The following is a 17,336-nucleotide window of genomic DNA, read 5'->3' as shown; positions in this document are numbered from 1 at the left end:
GTCGCCTCAATAGTGCGCCGTATAATCTCAGCTCCTGTACGAGCGATTAACATTGGAAAGCCCTTAAAAAGGGCTTTTTATTTATGAAAAAATCACACCTTATTTTCTATATTATCATGTGCTTTTGTCTATTCTCGTGTGGTGAAACATCGAAGACAACACCACCAGAAGATGTGGTCGATGTGCCAAAGGACGATGATAGCACCGACATTGTTGTCGACGAAAATGATGACAAAAACGACGACGAAAACGCGGTAGAAACGCTAGAAGAGAAACTCGCGCGTTTAGCTTTGGCGTCTCCAGCAGACTGTCAGCAAGATTCAACAAGTGTAAATTGGGATGCGCTTAGTCACGCGGATTGTAATTTGTTAAGCCAATACAAGTTATTCAAGAACATTAAACAACCACAATATGATGCAAATGGAGCAGGGCAATATTATCAATTGTCGGCTGAACTATTTAGTGATTACGCAAGTAAGTATCGGTTTGTGTTTTTACCTGAAAACTCACAAATGACGTATTCCTTTGACGACGCTTTTGAAATGCCTTTAGGAACGGTCTTAGTTAAGACATTTGCTATGCCATTTGATACGGCCATTAGAGGCGCAGAACACGAACGATTGATTGAAACTCGATTATTAATCAAACGCACCGATGGTTGGGTTGCGTTGCCGTTTAAATGGACCGACGATGGTGAAGACGCTATTTTAACTAAGTATGGTGCATTGGTTGACGTAGTTATGACGAACGCGCAGCAAACAATAGATTTTCGTTATGAAATTCCGTCTAAGACGACCTGTAAAAATTGTCATCAAAAAGAAACGGACACAAATGAGTTGGTGTTTTTACCCATTGGTTTAAAAGCCCGTTTTTTAAATTGGCCTTTAGCTAACCAGTCAGAAACGCAACTTAGAAACATGCAAATTAATGGGTTGTTGTCAGGTGATGAGACAAACATTGCAGCGACCAATACAGTACCTAAATTTCCAGTCACTGACCTTGAACTTGATCAAGCAGCCAAAGGCTATCTTGACGTTAATTGTGCTCATTGTCATCAAGACGGAGGATTTGGGGGCATTTCAGGGCTTAGATTAGAATACTGGCGCGACGCTACATCAATCAAACATGGGATTTGTAAAAAGCCGCCTGGATATGACGGAGGCCTAAATCATCTTTCATATGACATTGTGCTAAGGAATGCAGAGCAGTCTATTTTGCCTTATCGAATGTCGGTTACGACCGCTAAAGACATTATGCCGCCCATTGGACGACATAGTGTTCATTTAGAAGGCATTAAACTGATAAACGATTGGATTAATCGTATGCCTATCGTAAGTTGTAACAATTAACGTTTTGGCTATTTGGGTTGAGCGTCTAGTGATTCGCCATTAACATCAACTGATTGATCAGACATTAAATAGACATAAGTTGGCATAATGTCTTCTGGTAACTTAAGCAGGGATACGTCTTCAGAAGGGTAGGCTTTCGAACGCATGGTTGTTTTTGTAGCCCCTAGGTTAATGCAATTTGTACGAATATTTGTATGACCAAATTCATCCGCCATTGTTTGCATTAAGCCTTCTGTTGCAAATTTTGAAATTGCATATTCACCCCAAAACGCACGACCTTTTTACCAACGCCGCTTGATGTAAATATAACGGATGATTTATCGGCCTTTTTAGCACCGGAATTAATGCTTGTGTCAAAAATAACGTCGCCTTTAAGTTCACTTTCATCACTTTATCAAACGCATCTTCATAGATATGATCGATGGGATTTAGCGAATTTAAAATTGACGCATTGTTAAGTAATCCGTCCAATTTACCAAATTCACTTTCAATAGTTAGGGCCATATCTTTATAGTTTTTAACCGTTGCGCCCTTCATATCGAGAGGAATTATAGCGGGTTCTTTACCACCTTCCGCGACTATTTGGTCGTAAACAGCCGTTAATTTTTTAACAGTTTTACCTAATAATATGGTTTCAGCACCTAGTTTTGCGTAGGTCAAGGCAGCTTGTCTGCCAATGCCATCACCGGCTCCGGTGATTAAGATGACTTTACCGTCGAGTTCGTTTGCTGCGGGTTTAAAACTTACGTGATTCATTTCGGCCAATAAAATTCTATTTATCAAAGGCCGACATATTACCTCTTCAATTTAATAAAATCATCGTTACAAAATTATTATTCTTAATTTTTATTTAGGGACTAGCTAAAATTAAATTTCTCATGTAACTTTAACTGGTCTAAGCTGTTTAGAAAGTCCCATAATTAAAGCCGTACCTACAAACGGATAATAAAAAAATAGGACCTAGGGAGAAAAATGAAAAAATTAGCAATAAGTATAGCCGTAACGAGTATTCTAGGGCTCACTGCCTGTGACGATACAACGTTAGAAAATATTCAAAAAGATTCAGCGTCACTAGTTGAAGCAAACGAACCGCAACCTAAAGTATCGGTAGTGTTTGACCCTTCAAATGGCAAACTGAGTGTTCCAAATGATTTACTCTATAGTGGCACACAAGATTTCACTCTGGAAATGCCAGAAGAAGTTGCTTCTAAAGCTGCCGGTGAATCTGTCAATTGGGCAAGCCCAGCTTCTGCATTGGGTGCCTTAGACGGATGGGGTACTCAAAACCCATTCACTATTGAACTTGCGTATGACTCAGGTGTGACGTTGGACGCAACCTCTATAATGTCTGGTGATGCGGTTGCATTGTATGAAGTTGTTAAGTTTCCTGAACTTTCAGACCCAGATTGTGCCGATGCTTCTAGAGCAGGTCTAATCTGTAAAGGCACTGCAAGACTAACGTTTGGCGTTGATTATGTAACAACACTGTCTGGTGGCAACATCGCCGTTGTTCCGTTAAAGCCGCTTAAAGCTGGCAAGTCATATGCTGTGGCGTTAACTAAAGAAATTAAAGACTCTAATGGTAATCCATTAAATCCTTCTTCGACCTACGCGTCGGTAGAACAAGATATAAATACACTTCCTATTGTACATCCTGATCTAACAGCGTCTGAATTAAATGAAACTCAAGCTGGTATTCGATTATTACAAACAATGTTTAATAATTTCGAAAACACACTTGCTGATACATTTGGCGCAAATAAAGACGCGATTGTTTATACCCAAGTATTTACTGTGCAATCAGCAGGTGTACCGGGAACGGATCCTCTTCAGATAACAAAATTGTTAAACGCACAGAAATTTTCGGGCATGGCTGCGGCTGACCCGTCAAGCGTTGCGACTTTGATGTTGTCACAGGGTTTTAACGTCGCTCAAGCCTTTGCTCAAGCCGGCGCTATTGAAAATGATCCTGAATCACTGCCTTACAAGCTCTATTCATCTGCTGATGTATATGGTGCTCAAATTAGCATGCCTTATTACCTAGAGAATGCTGAAACAGGCAGCCCATTAACGGGACGCTGGGAAGCGGCATGTGATAGTGGCGTAATGTTGCAATCACTTACTCAAGACCAACTTGTAGCACTTTCAGCGAATACTGGTGATAATCACGAATTGTGTTCAAGTGCGCAAATTGGATTGGCAGATTTTGGTATTGATACTCAACGTCATTTAACTAAGTACAATCCTGTACCTAAAGTTAAGAGTATGGAAACTGTTGATGTACAAATTACCCTTCCTAATCTGGATAATGCTAACTCCATACGAGCAGAACAAGGCTTAACGCCGCTTGCTGGTAGACCAGATGCAGGTTGGCCAGTTGTTATTTTACAACACGGTATTACAAGCAAAAAGAAGATATGCTAGCCGCGACAGGTTTCTTATCTATGTTCGGATTTGCTACGGTAGCGATAGACCATCCTTTGCATGGTAGTCGTGGTTTTACAGATGATGGTGTTGTTATTAATGCATCAACTGAAAACCCTACGCATTACTTAAACTTACAAAGTTTGTTAACGGCGCGTGATAACGGCCGTCAATCGGTAGCCGATGCGTTACGACTTCGTTTATCACTTAATGCAATGGCTGATGTAACGGCATATTCGCAAGACGGTGTAACACCTCCAGATGCCGGTGTAATCGACTCAACTCGAGTTTATTACATGGGACACTCACTGGGTGCGATTACAGGTACAGCTTTTACTGCAGTAGCTAATACGCCAGCGAATACTGGTGATGCAGCAACTGATGCAGCGATAAATGCGGCTTATAAAATTAACGCCTCTTTCCTAGCCAACGGTGGCGGTTCATTAGTTAACTTCCTATTGGAATCAGCGTCGTTTAGTCCGTTAGTTAAGGCGTCAGTTATTTACGGTTTGGGCAATGAGTTAAGCCAGTCTATGGCGCTAAATTTACAACCTGCTAACTATGGATTAATTGTTGCTCAAGAGCCATCATGTGGCGCGGCACTTAACGAAAACTTTGAAGTTGTTGATCAAAATATTGCCTTGGTTTGTGCCTACAATGCATTTGTAGCCTCAGCAAGTGACGCTGAAAAAGCTGGAATGGCGTCCGCATTTGCTCAGTTCTCATTTGCTGCACAGGCAATTGTAGAAGCGACTGACCCAACAAACTATGCAGGTTTGTTAGCGGCAACCCAAACACCAGTATTGATGATTGAAATGGTTGGCGATATTGACCGTGGTGGTGACAACCCATCAGATTTAGTTGTTCCAAACTTCGTAGCAACTAATCCTATGGCAGGAACAAGCGGTCTAGCGACCTCAATTGGTCTGCAATCGATAACTGAATCAATGATGGACTCTAGTGGTTCGGTAAGTGGTATTGTCCGTCTAACGGCAGGATCTCACAGTACAATATTGTCTCCTGCGACGAGTTTAGGTGGTAATTACCCAACATTGTACGCGCTATTAAACCAAGACCTGAACTTAATGATGAATTACTATTTCTTAAGTAACGGTGCTTCAGTTCAGATTGGCGACAATACGTTAGGTGCTTGCCTTGTTAAAGGTGGCAACCCGGAAACGTGTAGTCAGTAAAAGCCAAAATTAAAAAGACCAGCTTCGGCTGGTTTTTTGTTTTTATCACTTCAAAACGTTGAATTTTGCAAAAAAGTCCCCACAAATGTTGGGTTGAATATAAGGGGAATCCATTGGAATTTTTATACGAATACGGTTTGTTTTTGGCCAAAATTGCTACGGTTGTTGTAGCCGTTGGTATTGTTATTGGGTTAATTGCGGGTGCCGCAATGAAAGGAAAATCGAGCAAGAAGGGCGAATTGTACTTAGAAAATATCTCTGAATCAAAAGAGCAAGAGATTGACGATGTAAAAAAGCCATGCTTGATAAAAGCCAAATTAAAGCATTAGAAAAAGTAGAAAAGAAACTTAAGAAGGCAAAGTCAAAAGCGAAAGATGATGAAGCTAAAACAAAAGCTAAGTTATTTGTCATCCGTTTCGACGGTGGCGTAGATGCTCAAGAAGTTGAATCTCTTCGTGAAGAGATTAGTTGCATTATTTCGGTTGCTGAAGAAAATGATGAAGTATTAATCAATTTGGAAAGTCCCGGTGGAGTGGTTCATGGCTATGGGCTTGCCGCTTCACAAATTGATCGTCTTAAAAATGCAAATCTTAAAGTAACAGTTGCGGTTGATAAAGTGGCTGCAAGTGGCGGGTATATGATGGCCTGTGTTGCGGATAAGATAATTTCAGCACCTTTTGCAATTATTGGTTCAATTGGTGTGGTAGCTCAAATACCAAATATTAATCGTCTTTTGAAAAAGGTTGATATTGATATTGAACAGCATACTGCGGGCGACTATAAACGAACGCTTACTGTCCTAGGTGAAAATACCGACGCAGGGCGTGAAAAATTCAAGCAAGAGTTAAATGAAACACATGATTTATTTAAACAGTTTGTAGCGGATCATAGACCAGAGGTTGATATTGATAAAGTGGCAACTGGTGAACATTGGTATGGAACTCAAGCCAAAGATCTCGGTTTAGTTGACGAAATATTAACAAGTGATGATTTTGTACTAACGAACTTAACAAAATACGACGTTTATAAAATTGAGTTTAAGATAAAACATAATTTGGCGGAAAAATTTGGTATAGCCGCTGAACTTGGCTTGAAAAGGGTATTTGGTGTTTTGTCTTCGTGGTCGGTGACTAATACTAAATAATACTCATATAACTCGTTAATTCGATTAACAAAAGAATGAAACGTTAGGCTATAGGTGCCTAACGTTTTTGTTTTTGCCACCGTAATTTTCAATCGGTTTACATTTTAGGATATTCGTTAATAGTATTATTCTGTTAATTCGCCGTCTCAATATGGCGAAGTAACCCAAACAATGGTTAAATATTGGCAACTCATTTTTGGATTACAATATGAAAAATAAATCGATTTTACTCTCGTTACTACTATTTCCATTATTTACCTTTGCGGAAAGTTCAGAATTAACCCTTGAAAAAATAATGTCAGATCCTAGTTGGATTGGAGCCGCACCATCTTCTGCTGCGTGGCTTGCGACATCAGATTCTGTTGTATTCCAGCAAGAAACGGAAACCGCCATTGAAAACCTGATGAAAGTGAATTTATCAAGTTTATCCCAATCAAAGGTGCCGATAGAAACATTACATTTAAACCACCAAGACGAGTTAGTTTTTAACCGAAATAAAACCCTAGCAGCCTATGTTTTTGAGGGTAATTTATTTACTGTCGACATTGCAATCAACAAGGTAACGCAACTTACCTTTTCCAGTTCAATTGAAAATGAACCTATGTTTTTGAACGACAATCGATTGTTATTTTGGCGCGATTTTAGTGCTTATGTTTTTGATCTAAATTCGAAAACTGAAAAAGAACTGGTCAAACTAAGTTTTGAAAAAAACCTGAAGCACCAAAAATTAAAGATGATGTAATTAGTACTGAGCAGCACAAATTAATTAAGTTTGTTGCGAATGAACATAGAGATGAAGTTGAGCGATTCAATTACAGTTCAATGATTAATCAAAAAATAAAAGTGTATTTTCTCAGGAGTATTTTTTCTCACCTGAAGACAGACTTGTCGATGTGTCTATTTCACCACGTGGTGACAAGATGATTGTTGTTACTGCGAAAAAGAAAAATTGGCGAAGTGACGGCGATATCATGCCAAATTATATTGGTGATGATGGTCGAATTCATGCTGAAAAAGTTAGATCTAGAGTCGCTGACGCTGAACCTAATCAACAAACATTTTGGTATGTGGATTTAATAGATAGAAAACAGTCTCAGATCACTATTTCAAATTTGGATGATTTTGACAAAGACGTACTTAAATCTGTTAAAACCGAGAATGCTAAGGCATTAGGTAAAAAGTACAAAAGTGAAAAACAAGATAGAACCGTTAATTTGATTATTGATTGGAGCTGGGAGCAAAGCCCAATTCAGTGGCAACAGTCTGGTGATAATGTCGCTATCATGTTGGAAGCTTGGGATAATAAAGACCGTTGGATAGCCACAGTTGATTTTGATAAAAGCAAGTTGAAACAGCAACATCAATTACATGACGATGCGTGGATAAACTACACATTTAACGATTTTGGCTGGTTACCAAATCAAAACAAACTTTATTTTTTATCAGAACAAAATGGGTATTCTCATATCTATACAAAATCGATTTCTAGTAAAAAGGTTCGACAGGTTACTGATGGAAAATTTGAAGTATCAAGTTTAAAAGTAAACTCGGATGGTTCATCGTTTTTCTTTAGAGCGAACGTAAACCACCCAGGAGACTACCAAATTTACCGTGTAGCAACTGACAGCAAAAAACAAAGTAAACCTGAAGCGTTAACTTCGATGTTAGGAAATAATGAATTTTCTATATCTCCTGATGAAACAAAATTACTCATAACGCATTCAACACTAACTCGCCCAAATGAGTTGTACTTAGTTGATTTAACAAATAACAATCAAGTTACGCAGTTAACTCAAACGGTATCGAAAGAATTTGTTGACTACGATTGGCAGGCACCAAAAATTGTTGCGGTACCGTCGTCAAATCAAGAACAGCCTATTTACTCTAAAGTTTATTATCCTAAAAATTATGATCCAGCTAAAAGCTACAAAGCCGTAATCTTTAATCATGGCGCCGGGTACACCCAAAATAGTGACTATGGATTTTCCTATTATTTTAGGGAGTTTATGTTCCATAACTTTTTGACCCAACAGGGTTATGTTGTAATGGATATGGATTACCGAGCATCAAAAGGGTATGGCCGCGATTGGCGTACGGCAATTTATCGTCAAATGGGTACACCGGAAATAGAAGATTTAAAAGATGGTGTTAACTGGCTAGTAGAAAACGTCAGTGTTGATAGACAACGTGTTGGAACTTACGGTGGTTCATATGGCGGCTTTATGACGTTTATGGCCTTATTTACAGCACCTGATTTGTTCCAAGCAGGGGCTGCGTTGCGTCCGGTTTCCGACTGGGCCCATTACAATGACGGTTATACGTCTAATATTCTCAATCGCCCGACAAACGATCTTTTAGCCTATCAACGAAGTTCACCAATATATTTTGCAGAAGGACTCAATAAGCCTTTACTAATTAATGCGCCAATGGTCGACAACAACGTGTTTTTTGTTGACGTTGTGCGACTCGTTCAGCGCCTCATAGAATTAGAAAAAGAGAATTTCGAAACGGCTATCTATCCTGTTGAACCGCATGGGTTTGTTCAACCTTCAAGTTGGTTAGACGAGTATCGTCGTATTTATAAGTTGTTTGAAACTCACTTATAACGCTTAAAAAATGTTTAGTTTTTAAAAGGGCCAATAGGCCCTTTTTATTTGTGCCGTATTACCTGATAATAAAAGTAGAATACGGCAACAACACACCCTACGATAACACCTATCAGATGTGCTTCGGTTGCAACGGAAGCACCAATTAACTCTTCGGTTTCCGCTGACGCCCCTACAATATTTTCGTACGCAACTTTAATTGCAATACCTAGTAACAGCAACCAACCTGTTTTTTCTTGTTTGGTGATATCTATAATGCCACCGTAGATTAACAGACTATGTAGGACCCCAGATAAACCGGCGTAATGACTGTAATTAGCAAAAAACATGAGTGTTATGCCAACGAGGGTAAGGCATAGCAGCATCACTATTAGATAGTGTTTAACACTGTAATATTCACCGTGTAACGCCCAGACTAAAACTAATCCAGAAGAGTTTAATAACAAATGATTTAAATTGGTGTGTAAAAGCTGGCCTGTGATCACTCGCCACCATTCTCCATCAAGTACCTTGGTTGGAAACAACCCTAATAATTCGCTGGAGTAGGGTTCAAATAAATGAAGTAAGATCATGCAACTAAATACAAGTAGCGGCCCAATTATAAACTGACGTCGCAACGGTAGACCTAACATGTAAATGACCCTATTTTGTAGTATGTGTTTAATGTGTGATTTGATAACATTACGGTAATAACAAATTATTCGAAGTAACTATGCGCGTATTAACTCTTATTACTTTCACCATTGCAACTCTGTCTAGCCAGTTTTTAATGGCGGCCGAACAAACTCACGAAAATGCAGTTTCTAGAGCGGTACCAGAAGCCTTTACTGGAATGAACTACCAGAAGTCTGCTATTGCTAGTGAGGCGATGGTCAGTGCAGCAAATCCTCATGCTGTAGATGCGGGTTTAGCAATGTTAGCGCAAGGTGGTAATGCTATTGATGCTGCTGTTGCTATACAACTGGTATTAACTTTAGTTGAACCGCAGTCCTCAGGCATAGGTGGTGGCGCATTTTTATTATGGTATGACGCCAAGACAAAACAAATGACCTCTTTTGATGGTCGTGAAAAAGCCCCATCTGCGGCTACTCCAGAATTATTCTTTGAAAACGGTAAACCTGTAAGATGGATTGATGCTGTTATCGGTGGACGTTCAGTGGGCGTACCTTAGTGTTCTCCATATGTTGCATCAAGTACATGAAAAAAAGGCCAATTAGAATGGCACAAGCTTTTTCAACCCGCGATAAAATTAGCTGAGAATGGATTTCGAGTAAGTCCTCGTTTAGCCAAATTAGTCGCCATGCATATGAATCCTTAGTCTTGCTCGGTTGAGTCCGGCTAAAGAATATTTTTACCCAAATGGAAAAGCCATTAAAGAAGGCAGTCTGTTAGTTAATAAACCTTATGCCAATACATTAAAGCTTATTGCTAAAAATGGTATTAAGGCGTTTTATAACGGGATTGTCGCTAAACAAATTGTTGAAGCAGTCAATAATGCTCCGGTTGCCCCCGGGTTATTAGCACTTGAGGATCTTAAGAACTATCAATCAATCGAACGTCAGGTTGAATGTTTAGACTACACTAAAAGAGACTCATCTTTTGATATCTGCAGCATGGGGCCACCAAGCTCAGGCGGCATAACGGTATTGCAAATTTTAGCGATGTTAGAACCGTTTGATTTCACCGGTTTGAATTTTTTAGTGCCAAAACGTTACATCTTTATTCTCAAGCAGCGAGACTGGCATTTGCCGACAGAGACCAATATATCGCTGATAGTGATTTTGTAGATGTGCCTACCTTAGCAATGTTGGACAAACAGTATTTAACCAAGCGCAGTGCACTAATAAACGAAAAACGGGATATGGGGAAAGCCACAGCGGGCATTATTGGACGTAAAGAATATGCCGCAAACGTATCAATCGCGCAGCCTAATACGAGTCATCTATCAATTGTCGATAAAGAGGGTAATGCAATCTCAATGACAACAAGTATTGAAATGGGCTTTGGTTCGACGGTTATGGTTGGTGGGTTTTTATTAAATAATCAACTAACCGATTTTTCATTAGCACCAAAGGTAAACGGGAAACTAGTTGCTAATCGAGTGGAAGCGAATAAACGCCCAAGAAGCAGTATGACACCAGTGATTGTCATGAAGGATGACGAATTGTTTGCGGTTTTAGGCTCACCCGGTGGCAGCCGTATTATAAACTATGTTGGGTATGCCTTGCTTGGGCTATTGGAATTTGAGATGGATCTTGACGACGTTGTGAACGGTCCGAGGTTTTCAAATCGTAATGGCTATACGACGTTGGAAAAAGATTCGATATTGGCACAGTACAAAACGCAATTGGAACAGATGGGACACACCATAAGGCTATCTGAACTAACCTCAGGTATCCACGCCATAATTAAAACTAAAGATGGCTGGAAGGGGGCTGCAGACCCTCGTAGAGAAGGTACGGCAAAAGGGCTTTAATAGTCAGGGCGCACTTTTTGTATAACTAAGTGCGCTTGCGTTTTATTGTTCTCTAGCGTCCCCAACAATCACAATCACAATCACAATCACAATCAAACTGAAACGCTAACTCTAACAAAATGCTAACCGATAATTGTTGGGTTATTTATGTTGTCTTGCATAAGGGTCGTCGGCAATTTCGGCAATGAGCCATTCACCTTTTTCTTTAACAAATTTAACTTTTCTAAGGTCGTTTTTAAGTGCACCGAGGTATTTGCCCGTGAACAAAATATTGACTGACGTAGTGTTATTGTCCCCAACTTTAACTTGATTTAAGGTTCGATCAATTTTTAAGTCGACTCCCTTATCAAATTGCATATTTAGCACATAACGCGAATAACCTTTAGGCGTACCATAACTCTTTATGATCCGAGCATGCTTTTTGGTAACATATTTTAACAATAGAGAAATGTCATTTTGGTTATAAATGGCATCAAAAAACGTTAATGCACGATATTCAGGTGCATTGGGGTTTGCAAATGCAGGAATATTGCTACTTTGCTCTTTACAAGCATACAAATTAATAAAAACAAAAATCACGACAAGTGTTCGGATGATATTCACAAAAATTCCTTATTTTTGGCCAAAGATAAAAATCTTTCTTCCATTAGTCTATCGTGAACACTTAAATGATCCACCTAAAACAAAAAAAACTCAAAGTTTATAAAACTTTGAGTTTTTTTGAACGCTTTTAAAAAGCAAACTAATTCAAATTATTGTACAAGTTCAGAATCAGTGAATACTTCAGCAAATAAAGGCGAACTTAAGTAACGCTCTGCAGAACTAGGTAAGATTACAACAATAACCTTATCTTTGTTTTCTGGTTTTTCAGCAATACGTTTAGCTGCAACTACTGCAGCACCTGAAGAAATACCTGCTAAAATGCCTTCTTCTTTCATTAAGCGGTGTGCCATTTCCATTGCTTCATCATTACTAACCGCTTCAACTGAGTCAATTAAGTCTAAGTCTAAGTTTTTAGGAATGAAGCCTGCGCCAATACCTTGAATTTTATGTGGTCCAGGTTTTAAGTCTTCACCAGCAAGTTTTTGAGCAATAACCGGAGAATCAACAGGTTCTACAGCAACAGATTGAATTTGCTTGCCTTTTTCTTGTTTAATATAGCGACTAACACCTGTAATCGTACCGCCAGTACCAACACCAGCGACAAAGACGTCAATTGTCCCTTCGGTATCATCCCAAATTTCTGGGCCTGTAGTTTCAAAGTGAACTTGAGGATTAGCTGGGTTTTCAAATTGTTGTAATAAAACGTACTTTTCAGGATCTGAAGCAACAATTTCCTGCGCTTTAGCAATTGCGCCGCCCATGCCTTTTGGACCTTCAGTTAACACTAGTTTCGCACCTAGTGCCACTAATAACTTACGACGCTCTAAGCTCATTGTTTCTGGCATTGTTAACGTTAATTTATAACCACGAGAAGCCGCAACAAAAGCAAGTGCAATACCCGTATTACCCGAAGTAGGCTCGATAATTTCTTTATCTTGCGTAAGACGACCAGATTTTTCTGCGTCCCAAATCATATTCGCGCCGATACGACATTTAATACTAAATGAAGGGTTTCTTGATTCAATCTTTGCGTATACGTTACCGCCAGTAACTCGGTTTAGTTTAACTAATGGCGTTTTGCCTATCGAGCGTGAATTATCTTCGTAAATAGAGCTCATTTTTTTAATACCTTCATGGTTATAGTTTTTTAGCAACGGTGCTAGTAAATAACGTCAGAGGCAAAAATAAAAGTTCGTTTTTTAAATAACATATTCGTTTAAGTTAATAGCAGAAACATATCGAAATCTTTACACCTATTTTTTCCTATATTGAGGGCCAAAAAAATCAATTTACGCTGTCGGATAATTAGATAAGTGTTACACTTTGGCATTAATAATAATAATGTGAATTTTACTATGGCACGTCGTTTACCCCCGCTAAATTCATTAAAAGCATTTGAAGCTGCCGCGCGCAATCTTAGTTTTACTAAAGCCGCGGAAGAGTTGTTTGTTACTCAAGCAGCAATCAGCCATCAAATTAAGTTATTAGAAGATCATCTAAGCATTAAGTTATTTATGCGTCGAAATCGATCTCTTTTACTTACTGAAGAAGGGCAAAGCTATTATCTCGATATTAAAGATATTTTTGCGCATCTCTACGAAGCAACCGAAAAGTTATTAACGCGGGGAGCGAAGGGCACGATAAGTATCGCGCTCACGCCAAGTTTTGCGATCCAGTGGTTAGTGCCGCGTTTATCTGAATTTTCTGCGTTACATCCCGACATCGATGTGCGAATTAAAGCGCAGGATCATGATGACAGCTCACTTACTGATGATGTTGATGTAGCGATCTATTACGGATTAGGTCATTGGCAAGGAGTGAATGCCGATAAACTTCATACCGAGTACCTGACCCCAGTGTGTAGTCCACTATTGTTAGCAAGTGATCGTCCGATACGTTCGACAGAGGATTTACGTCATCATACTTTGCTGCATGATTCATCTAGGAAAAATTGGAAGGAATGGATGAAGGTTGCGGGGCTGCCCGATCTCAACGTAAATCAAGGACCAATATTCTCCCATTCATCTATGGTGCTGCAAGCCGCGATACATGGTCAAGGAGTGGCATTAGCACATAGTGTTTTAGCCAAGCCTGACATCGATTCTGGCCGTTTGGTAATGCCATTTGATCAAGTACTCGTCAGTAAAAATGCATACTATTTAGTCTGCCGCGAAGCCCAATCAGATACGGCAAAGATCGTAACATTTAGAAACTGGTTGTTAGCGGCTGTTAAGCAAGAACAAGAGGCCATTGAACTTGATTAAGATCACGACGGTTGGCGAAATTAGACGAACTTACATCCCTAACGATATAAAAGCTGTTTTAGTTATTGCCCACGGCGCTGGCGCTGGCCTTAAGCACGAATTTATGGATTCGTTTTGCCATTTAATGGCCCAATATAATATTGCGGTGTGGTCATTTAATTTTCCATATATGCAAATTATGTATGAAACGGAAAAACGACGTCCGCCAAATAAAGTCGATAAGCTAGTAACACATTATTTTTCTGAAATAGGTGAAGCGACTCGACAATTTGGTGCGGATTTACCTTTGTTTGTTGCTGGCAAAAGCATGGGAGGCCGAGTGTCGAGTTTGGTTTCAAGCATGTCACTTGCACAACAAACGTTGGCTGAATTGGAAAACGTGAACATTGCAGGAAATATTGTTTTAGGTTATCCATTTATCCCATCAGGAAAGCCTGAAAAGTTTGAGTCTCGAACTCAACATTTTAAAGACCTGCAGTGTTCGTCGTTGATTTTACAAGGTGAGCGCGACACGTTTGGTAATACCACTGTGTTAAATTCTAAAACATTCCCAGACCAAGTTACAATAAGCTGGATCACAAATGGTGATCATAGTTTTAAACCATTGAAGTCGTCGGGCAAAACATATGAAGATAATTTAGAATTAGCGGCAAAATTGTCTAACGACTTTATTTACAAAGTGATTGGCAAATAAGATAAATTAAAATGTTTAACAGGGGACTACGATGAATCATTACTGGAATTTTAAAGCAATAGCGTGTGTTTTAGTTGCGTTATCGGTTCTTGCCGGAGCATTTGGTGCACATGGTCTTAAAGATATATTAACGACCTCAGAACTTACAACGTGGGCAACGGCCTCTAATTATCTGCTTTCGCAAGGTTTAGGGATTTTAATTTTAAGTTGTTTACCACAGTCACCAAAACTTACACTTGGATTAAAACTGATCCTATTTGGCGTGATTACGTTTTCTGTTTCGTTGTTTATGTTAGTGTCATTTACGTTAAAAATTATTGCAATGCTTACGCCGTTTGGTGGCATGTTAATGATCGTAGGTTGGGGCGTAATTGCCTTGGCATTGTTTTAGGCAATATGAATTTACTCAAGTGAAGTAATAGGCGCAGCGTTTTCCACGACTTGGTTAAGTAATTCACGTATATCGGCTTTATCGAGCTTTAATTCGGTCATAATATTTTGCACTTGCTCGTCGCGTAACAATCCTCTATAACTCACTGAATTAATAGCTAAATACATGTAGCCTGCAAGCTCTATACATAAGATGACAAATTGATATTTCTTTGGAATTAAGCGAAGCGGCGCTGATTTTTCAATATATTTTAGATATAGATCGAGTTGGTTTCTAACATGTTTATCGACATGCCAATTAACACAAATTTGAGAAATATGGGTCTTCAAAACTTTATTGTCCGATAACTCAAAGTAATCTAATAAAGAAAAATCTATTTTCGATTTTGTTTTTAACGTTTTTAACGGATCTTTGTTAAGAATTTGAGGGTTGGAAATCAAACCAGCCATGATTAACACTAATACCGATTTTTCACTGACATTTTGTTGTTGTAAATCTAGCTTTCTCGACAACAAAGATGTTATTGCAATAAATTGATCGAGTTTGTTAATGATTAAATGGCTAAATTTATCATTTTGACTATAGGCAATACGTAAAAACTGTTGCCTCATTAAAATAGCCGGTAATCGTTCAATGCCAATTAAACCAATGGCATGTTTTAACGTAAAGTTTGCTCTGACTTCTTTTGATTGAGATTGGGCGTAACCAATAACAGAATTTATATCCGCTTGTTCATTTAAAAACTGTTCTATTTTGTTAACTGGCGCAATATTAATAAGCTGATATAACGCTGGATAACTAATAGGCGCATTAAATCTTATGTTCTCAACTGGCAAGATAGGGACTTCTATCGGTGTATTGTTAGACAAACCGAGTCGTAATAAACGCAAGCTTAAGTTATTAATCTGTTCCAATTTAAATATTGGAATATTTTTGTCGTATTGTGCTTCTTCATCAAATTTCACTTCTTGAATAACGTAGTTACTCGGCTTCTTTTGGTTTTCGGCAATACTAATGCAGGCTTCTATAACACTGCCATTGAGTATGGCGATGAGTTGTTTGTTGTTTTGTTCAACGAAGACGACAGATTCATCCGTATGGAGTTTTTGCATCACGATTTGTTGATAGAAAGAAGACAAACGTGAATCTACAGGTAGAACATAATTTCCATAGGCAATTTGGCTTAGTAGTTGGTCACTACTGTATTTCCTAGTTTTTTGATGACGACACGCGGATAAACAATAATTGATAACAATAGTAACTAATGCTTGAACGGTTAGTCTTCTATTTTTACAAGTAGACCCACCTAAGATAGCCCCTAATATGGTATGCGTATTGGTTTCTGCAAACGCCTCAGAACAAGCGTACTTGTACGAACGCGCTAGAAGGGTACTTAAACTTGTTTTTGTCGAAGCGGTTAGCTTTGGATCGATAGATAACTTCTCAAATATCGGTTTTCCGCTATAAATAACGGTACAACAAGTAATTAACAGTTCTTTTTGAGTTTCTTTTGTTAACGAACAGGCATTACCCAATCGTAGGCCGATGACGATACAATTTAGTAAGGCGCCAACAAAAGGGGTAACCGCAATGAGTTTTGAACCATAAAGTAAAGTAAACCAAAATGGATTTAGTTTATTTAATACAAACGCATTATCGATTAACAGCGTTATGCTGGCATTAATTTCAGCAGTGTCTTGTTTTTTAACCGCCAACTGACAAATTCGAAGCGTTTTTAAAAACTCTGAAAGCGCCTGTTGGCCGTTATGTAGGTGTTCTTGAACGTTTTGCACAAATTAGTATTGAGTGAACTTTTCATATGCACCGGCGCCCCAAGCAATCAACTGACCGTTCTTGAATAACATCGGCGTACATTCGTCTTTTGTGGTGATACCATCACTTTTTGATGCTGCGTACGGTAGAACATTACCTGAATGGTACCGTCTTCTACTTGCCTTGCTTCTGTAAGGTCAGGTGAACCTAACGAATCAATGACATGAGATTTTAGGATCTGATCGTTAATAGACAATTTATTAATATAAATTTTATTAAACGCCTGCCTATCTTCCCAGTCCATTTGGTCTGGATCATCTTCATAAAATGTAATGACCGTAGCTGCAAATACGACATATAGTCCAAATCCTATACCTGCAAATTTAACTACTTTATTAGACATAACATTCCTTCAATCT

At 38.8% G+C, this 17,336-nt stretch carries 12 protein-coding genes and 5 pseudogenes; 11 read left to right on the top strand and 6 right to left on the bottom strand.

Annotation, left to right across the window (positions count from 1 at the left end; all coding sequences use genetic code 11):
* Positions 1–83: 83 nt before the first annotated feature.
* Positions 84–1,349, top strand: a complete 1,266-nt coding sequence (locus PN838_RS02770; RefSeq protein WP_272179701.1) for an SO2930 family diheme c-type cytochrome — start codon at positions 84–86, stop codon at positions 1,347–1,349.
* Positions 1,350–1,357: 8 nt separating this feature from the next.
* On the opposite strand, the pseudogene PN838_RS02765 reads toward PN838_RS02770, so the two are convergent.
* Positions 1,358–2,105: pseudogene (locus tag PN838_RS02765) on the bottom strand (YciK family oxidoreductase).
* A 216-nt stretch (positions 2,106–2,321) separates the two neighbouring features.
* Here PN838_RS02765 and PN838_RS02760 point away from each other — a divergent pair.
* The 5 genes and pseudogenes from PN838_RS02760 to PN838_RS02740 all read left to right on the top strand — a co-directional run bounded on the left by PN838_RS02760 (position 2,322) and on the right by PN838_RS02740 (position 8,716).
* A complete protein-coding gene (locus tag PN838_RS02760) occupies positions 2,322–3,773 on the top strand; it encodes a VolA/Pla-1 family phospholipase (protein WP_272179700.1) in 1,452 nt (483 codons plus the stop codon).
* Positions 3,767–4,966, top strand: a complete 1,200-nt coding sequence (locus tag PN838_RS02755) for a hypothetical protein (RefSeq protein ID WP_272179699.1) — start codon at positions 3,767–3,769, stop codon at positions 4,964–4,966. Before PN838_RS02760 ends, PN838_RS02755 begins: the two co-directional genes overlap by 7 nt.
* 65 nt (positions 4,967–5,031) lie before the next feature.
* Positions 5,032–6,110, top strand: a pseudogene (gene sohB, locus PN838_RS02750) (protease SohB).
* A 208-nt stretch (positions 6,111–6,318) separates the two neighbouring features.
* Positions 6,319–6,852, top strand: coding sequence for a hypothetical protein (locus tag PN838_RS02745; RefSeq protein ID WP_272179698.1), 534 nt, complete (start codon positions 6,319–6,321; stop codon positions 6,850–6,852).
* A 151-nt stretch (positions 6,853–7,003) separates the two neighbouring features.
* Positions 7,004–8,716 (top strand): S9 family peptidase, encoded by a 1,713-nt coding sequence (locus PN838_RS02740; RefSeq protein WP_272179697.1) that lies wholly within the window; start codon positions 7,004–7,006, stop codon positions 8,714–8,716.
* Positions 8,717–8,760: 44 nt separating this feature from the next.
* On the opposite strand, the gene rrtA is transcribed toward PN838_RS02740, so the two are convergent.
* Complete coding sequence (gene rrtA / locus PN838_RS02735; protein ID WP_215963008.1) at positions 8,761–9,348, bottom strand: rhombosortase; 588 nt, start codon at positions 9,346–9,348, stop codon at positions 8,761–8,763.
* 80 nt (positions 9,349–9,428) lie between these two features.
* Between rrtA and PN838_RS02730 the strand changes: the two are divergent.
* Both PN838_RS02730 and PN838_RS25955 read left to right on the top strand, forming a co-directional pair.
* Positions 9,429–10,034, top strand: a pseudogene (locus PN838_RS02730) (gamma-glutamyltransferase).
* A gap of 10 nt (positions 10,035–10,044) precedes the next feature.
* Positions 10,045–11,192 (top strand): annotated as a pseudogene (locus tag PN838_RS25955) (gamma-glutamyltransferase family protein).
* Positions 11,193–11,333: 141 nt separating this feature from the next.
* On the opposite strand, the gene PN838_RS02715 reads toward PN838_RS25955, so the two are convergent.
* Positions 11,334–11,795: a hypothetical protein gene (locus PN838_RS02715; RefSeq protein ID WP_272179695.1), complete on the bottom strand. Its 462-nt coding sequence runs from the start codon at positions 11,793–11,795 to the stop codon at positions 11,334–11,336.
* Between the two features lie 149 nt (positions 11,796–11,944).
* Positions 11,945–12,913, bottom strand: coding sequence for a cysteine synthase A (gene cysK, locus PN838_RS02710; protein ID WP_215963005.1), 969 nt, complete (start codon positions 12,911–12,913; stop codon positions 11,945–11,947).
* A 237-nt stretch (positions 12,914–13,150) separates the two neighbouring features.
* Between cysK and PN838_RS02705 the strand changes: the two genes are divergently transcribed.
* The 3 genes from PN838_RS02705 to PN838_RS02695 are packed head-to-tail and all read left to right on the top strand — an operon-like array spanning position 13,151 to position 15,144.
* A complete protein-coding gene (locus tag PN838_RS02705; protein WP_215963004.1) occupies positions 13,151–14,059 on the top strand; it encodes a transcriptional regulator GcvA in 909 nt (302 codons plus the stop codon).
* Positions 14,052–14,753 carry an alpha/beta family hydrolase gene (locus PN838_RS02700; RefSeq protein WP_272179694.1) on the top strand — a complete coding sequence of 234 codons (702 nt, stop codon included), beginning with the start codon at positions 14,052–14,054 and terminating at the stop codon, positions 14,751–14,753. The genes PN838_RS02705 and PN838_RS02700 overlap by 8 nt, the downstream gene beginning before the upstream one ends.
* A 31-nt stretch (positions 14,754–14,784) precedes the next feature.
* Positions 14,785–15,144: a DUF423 domain-containing protein gene (locus PN838_RS02695; protein ID WP_272179693.1), complete on the top strand. Its 360-nt coding sequence runs from the start codon at positions 14,785–14,787 to the stop codon at positions 15,142–15,144.
* 11 nt (positions 15,145–15,155) lie between these two features.
* Here the strand turns inward: PN838_RS02695 and PN838_RS02690 are convergent, their stop codons facing one another.
* Both PN838_RS02690 and PN838_RS02685 read right to left on the bottom strand, forming a co-directional pair.
* On the bottom strand, positions 15,156–16,937 hold the full coding sequence (locus PN838_RS02690) for a hypothetical protein (RefSeq protein WP_272179692.1): 1,782 nt from the start codon (positions 16,935–16,937) through the stop codon (positions 15,156–15,158).
* Between the two features lie 3 nt (positions 16,938–16,940).
* Positions 16,941–17,221: pseudogene (locus PN838_RS02685) on the bottom strand (DUF3192 domain-containing protein).
* Between the last annotated feature and the right edge of the window lie 115 nt (positions 17,222–17,336).

Source organism: Psychrosphaera algicola (assembly GCF_028401425.1).
GTDB classification, from domain to species: domain Bacteria; phylum Pseudomonadota; class Gammaproteobacteria; order Enterobacterales; family Alteromonadaceae; genus Psychrosphaera; species Psychrosphaera algicola.
Note: the sequence above shows the minus strand (reverse complement) of the source record. Positions and strands in the feature narration are given on the sequence as shown.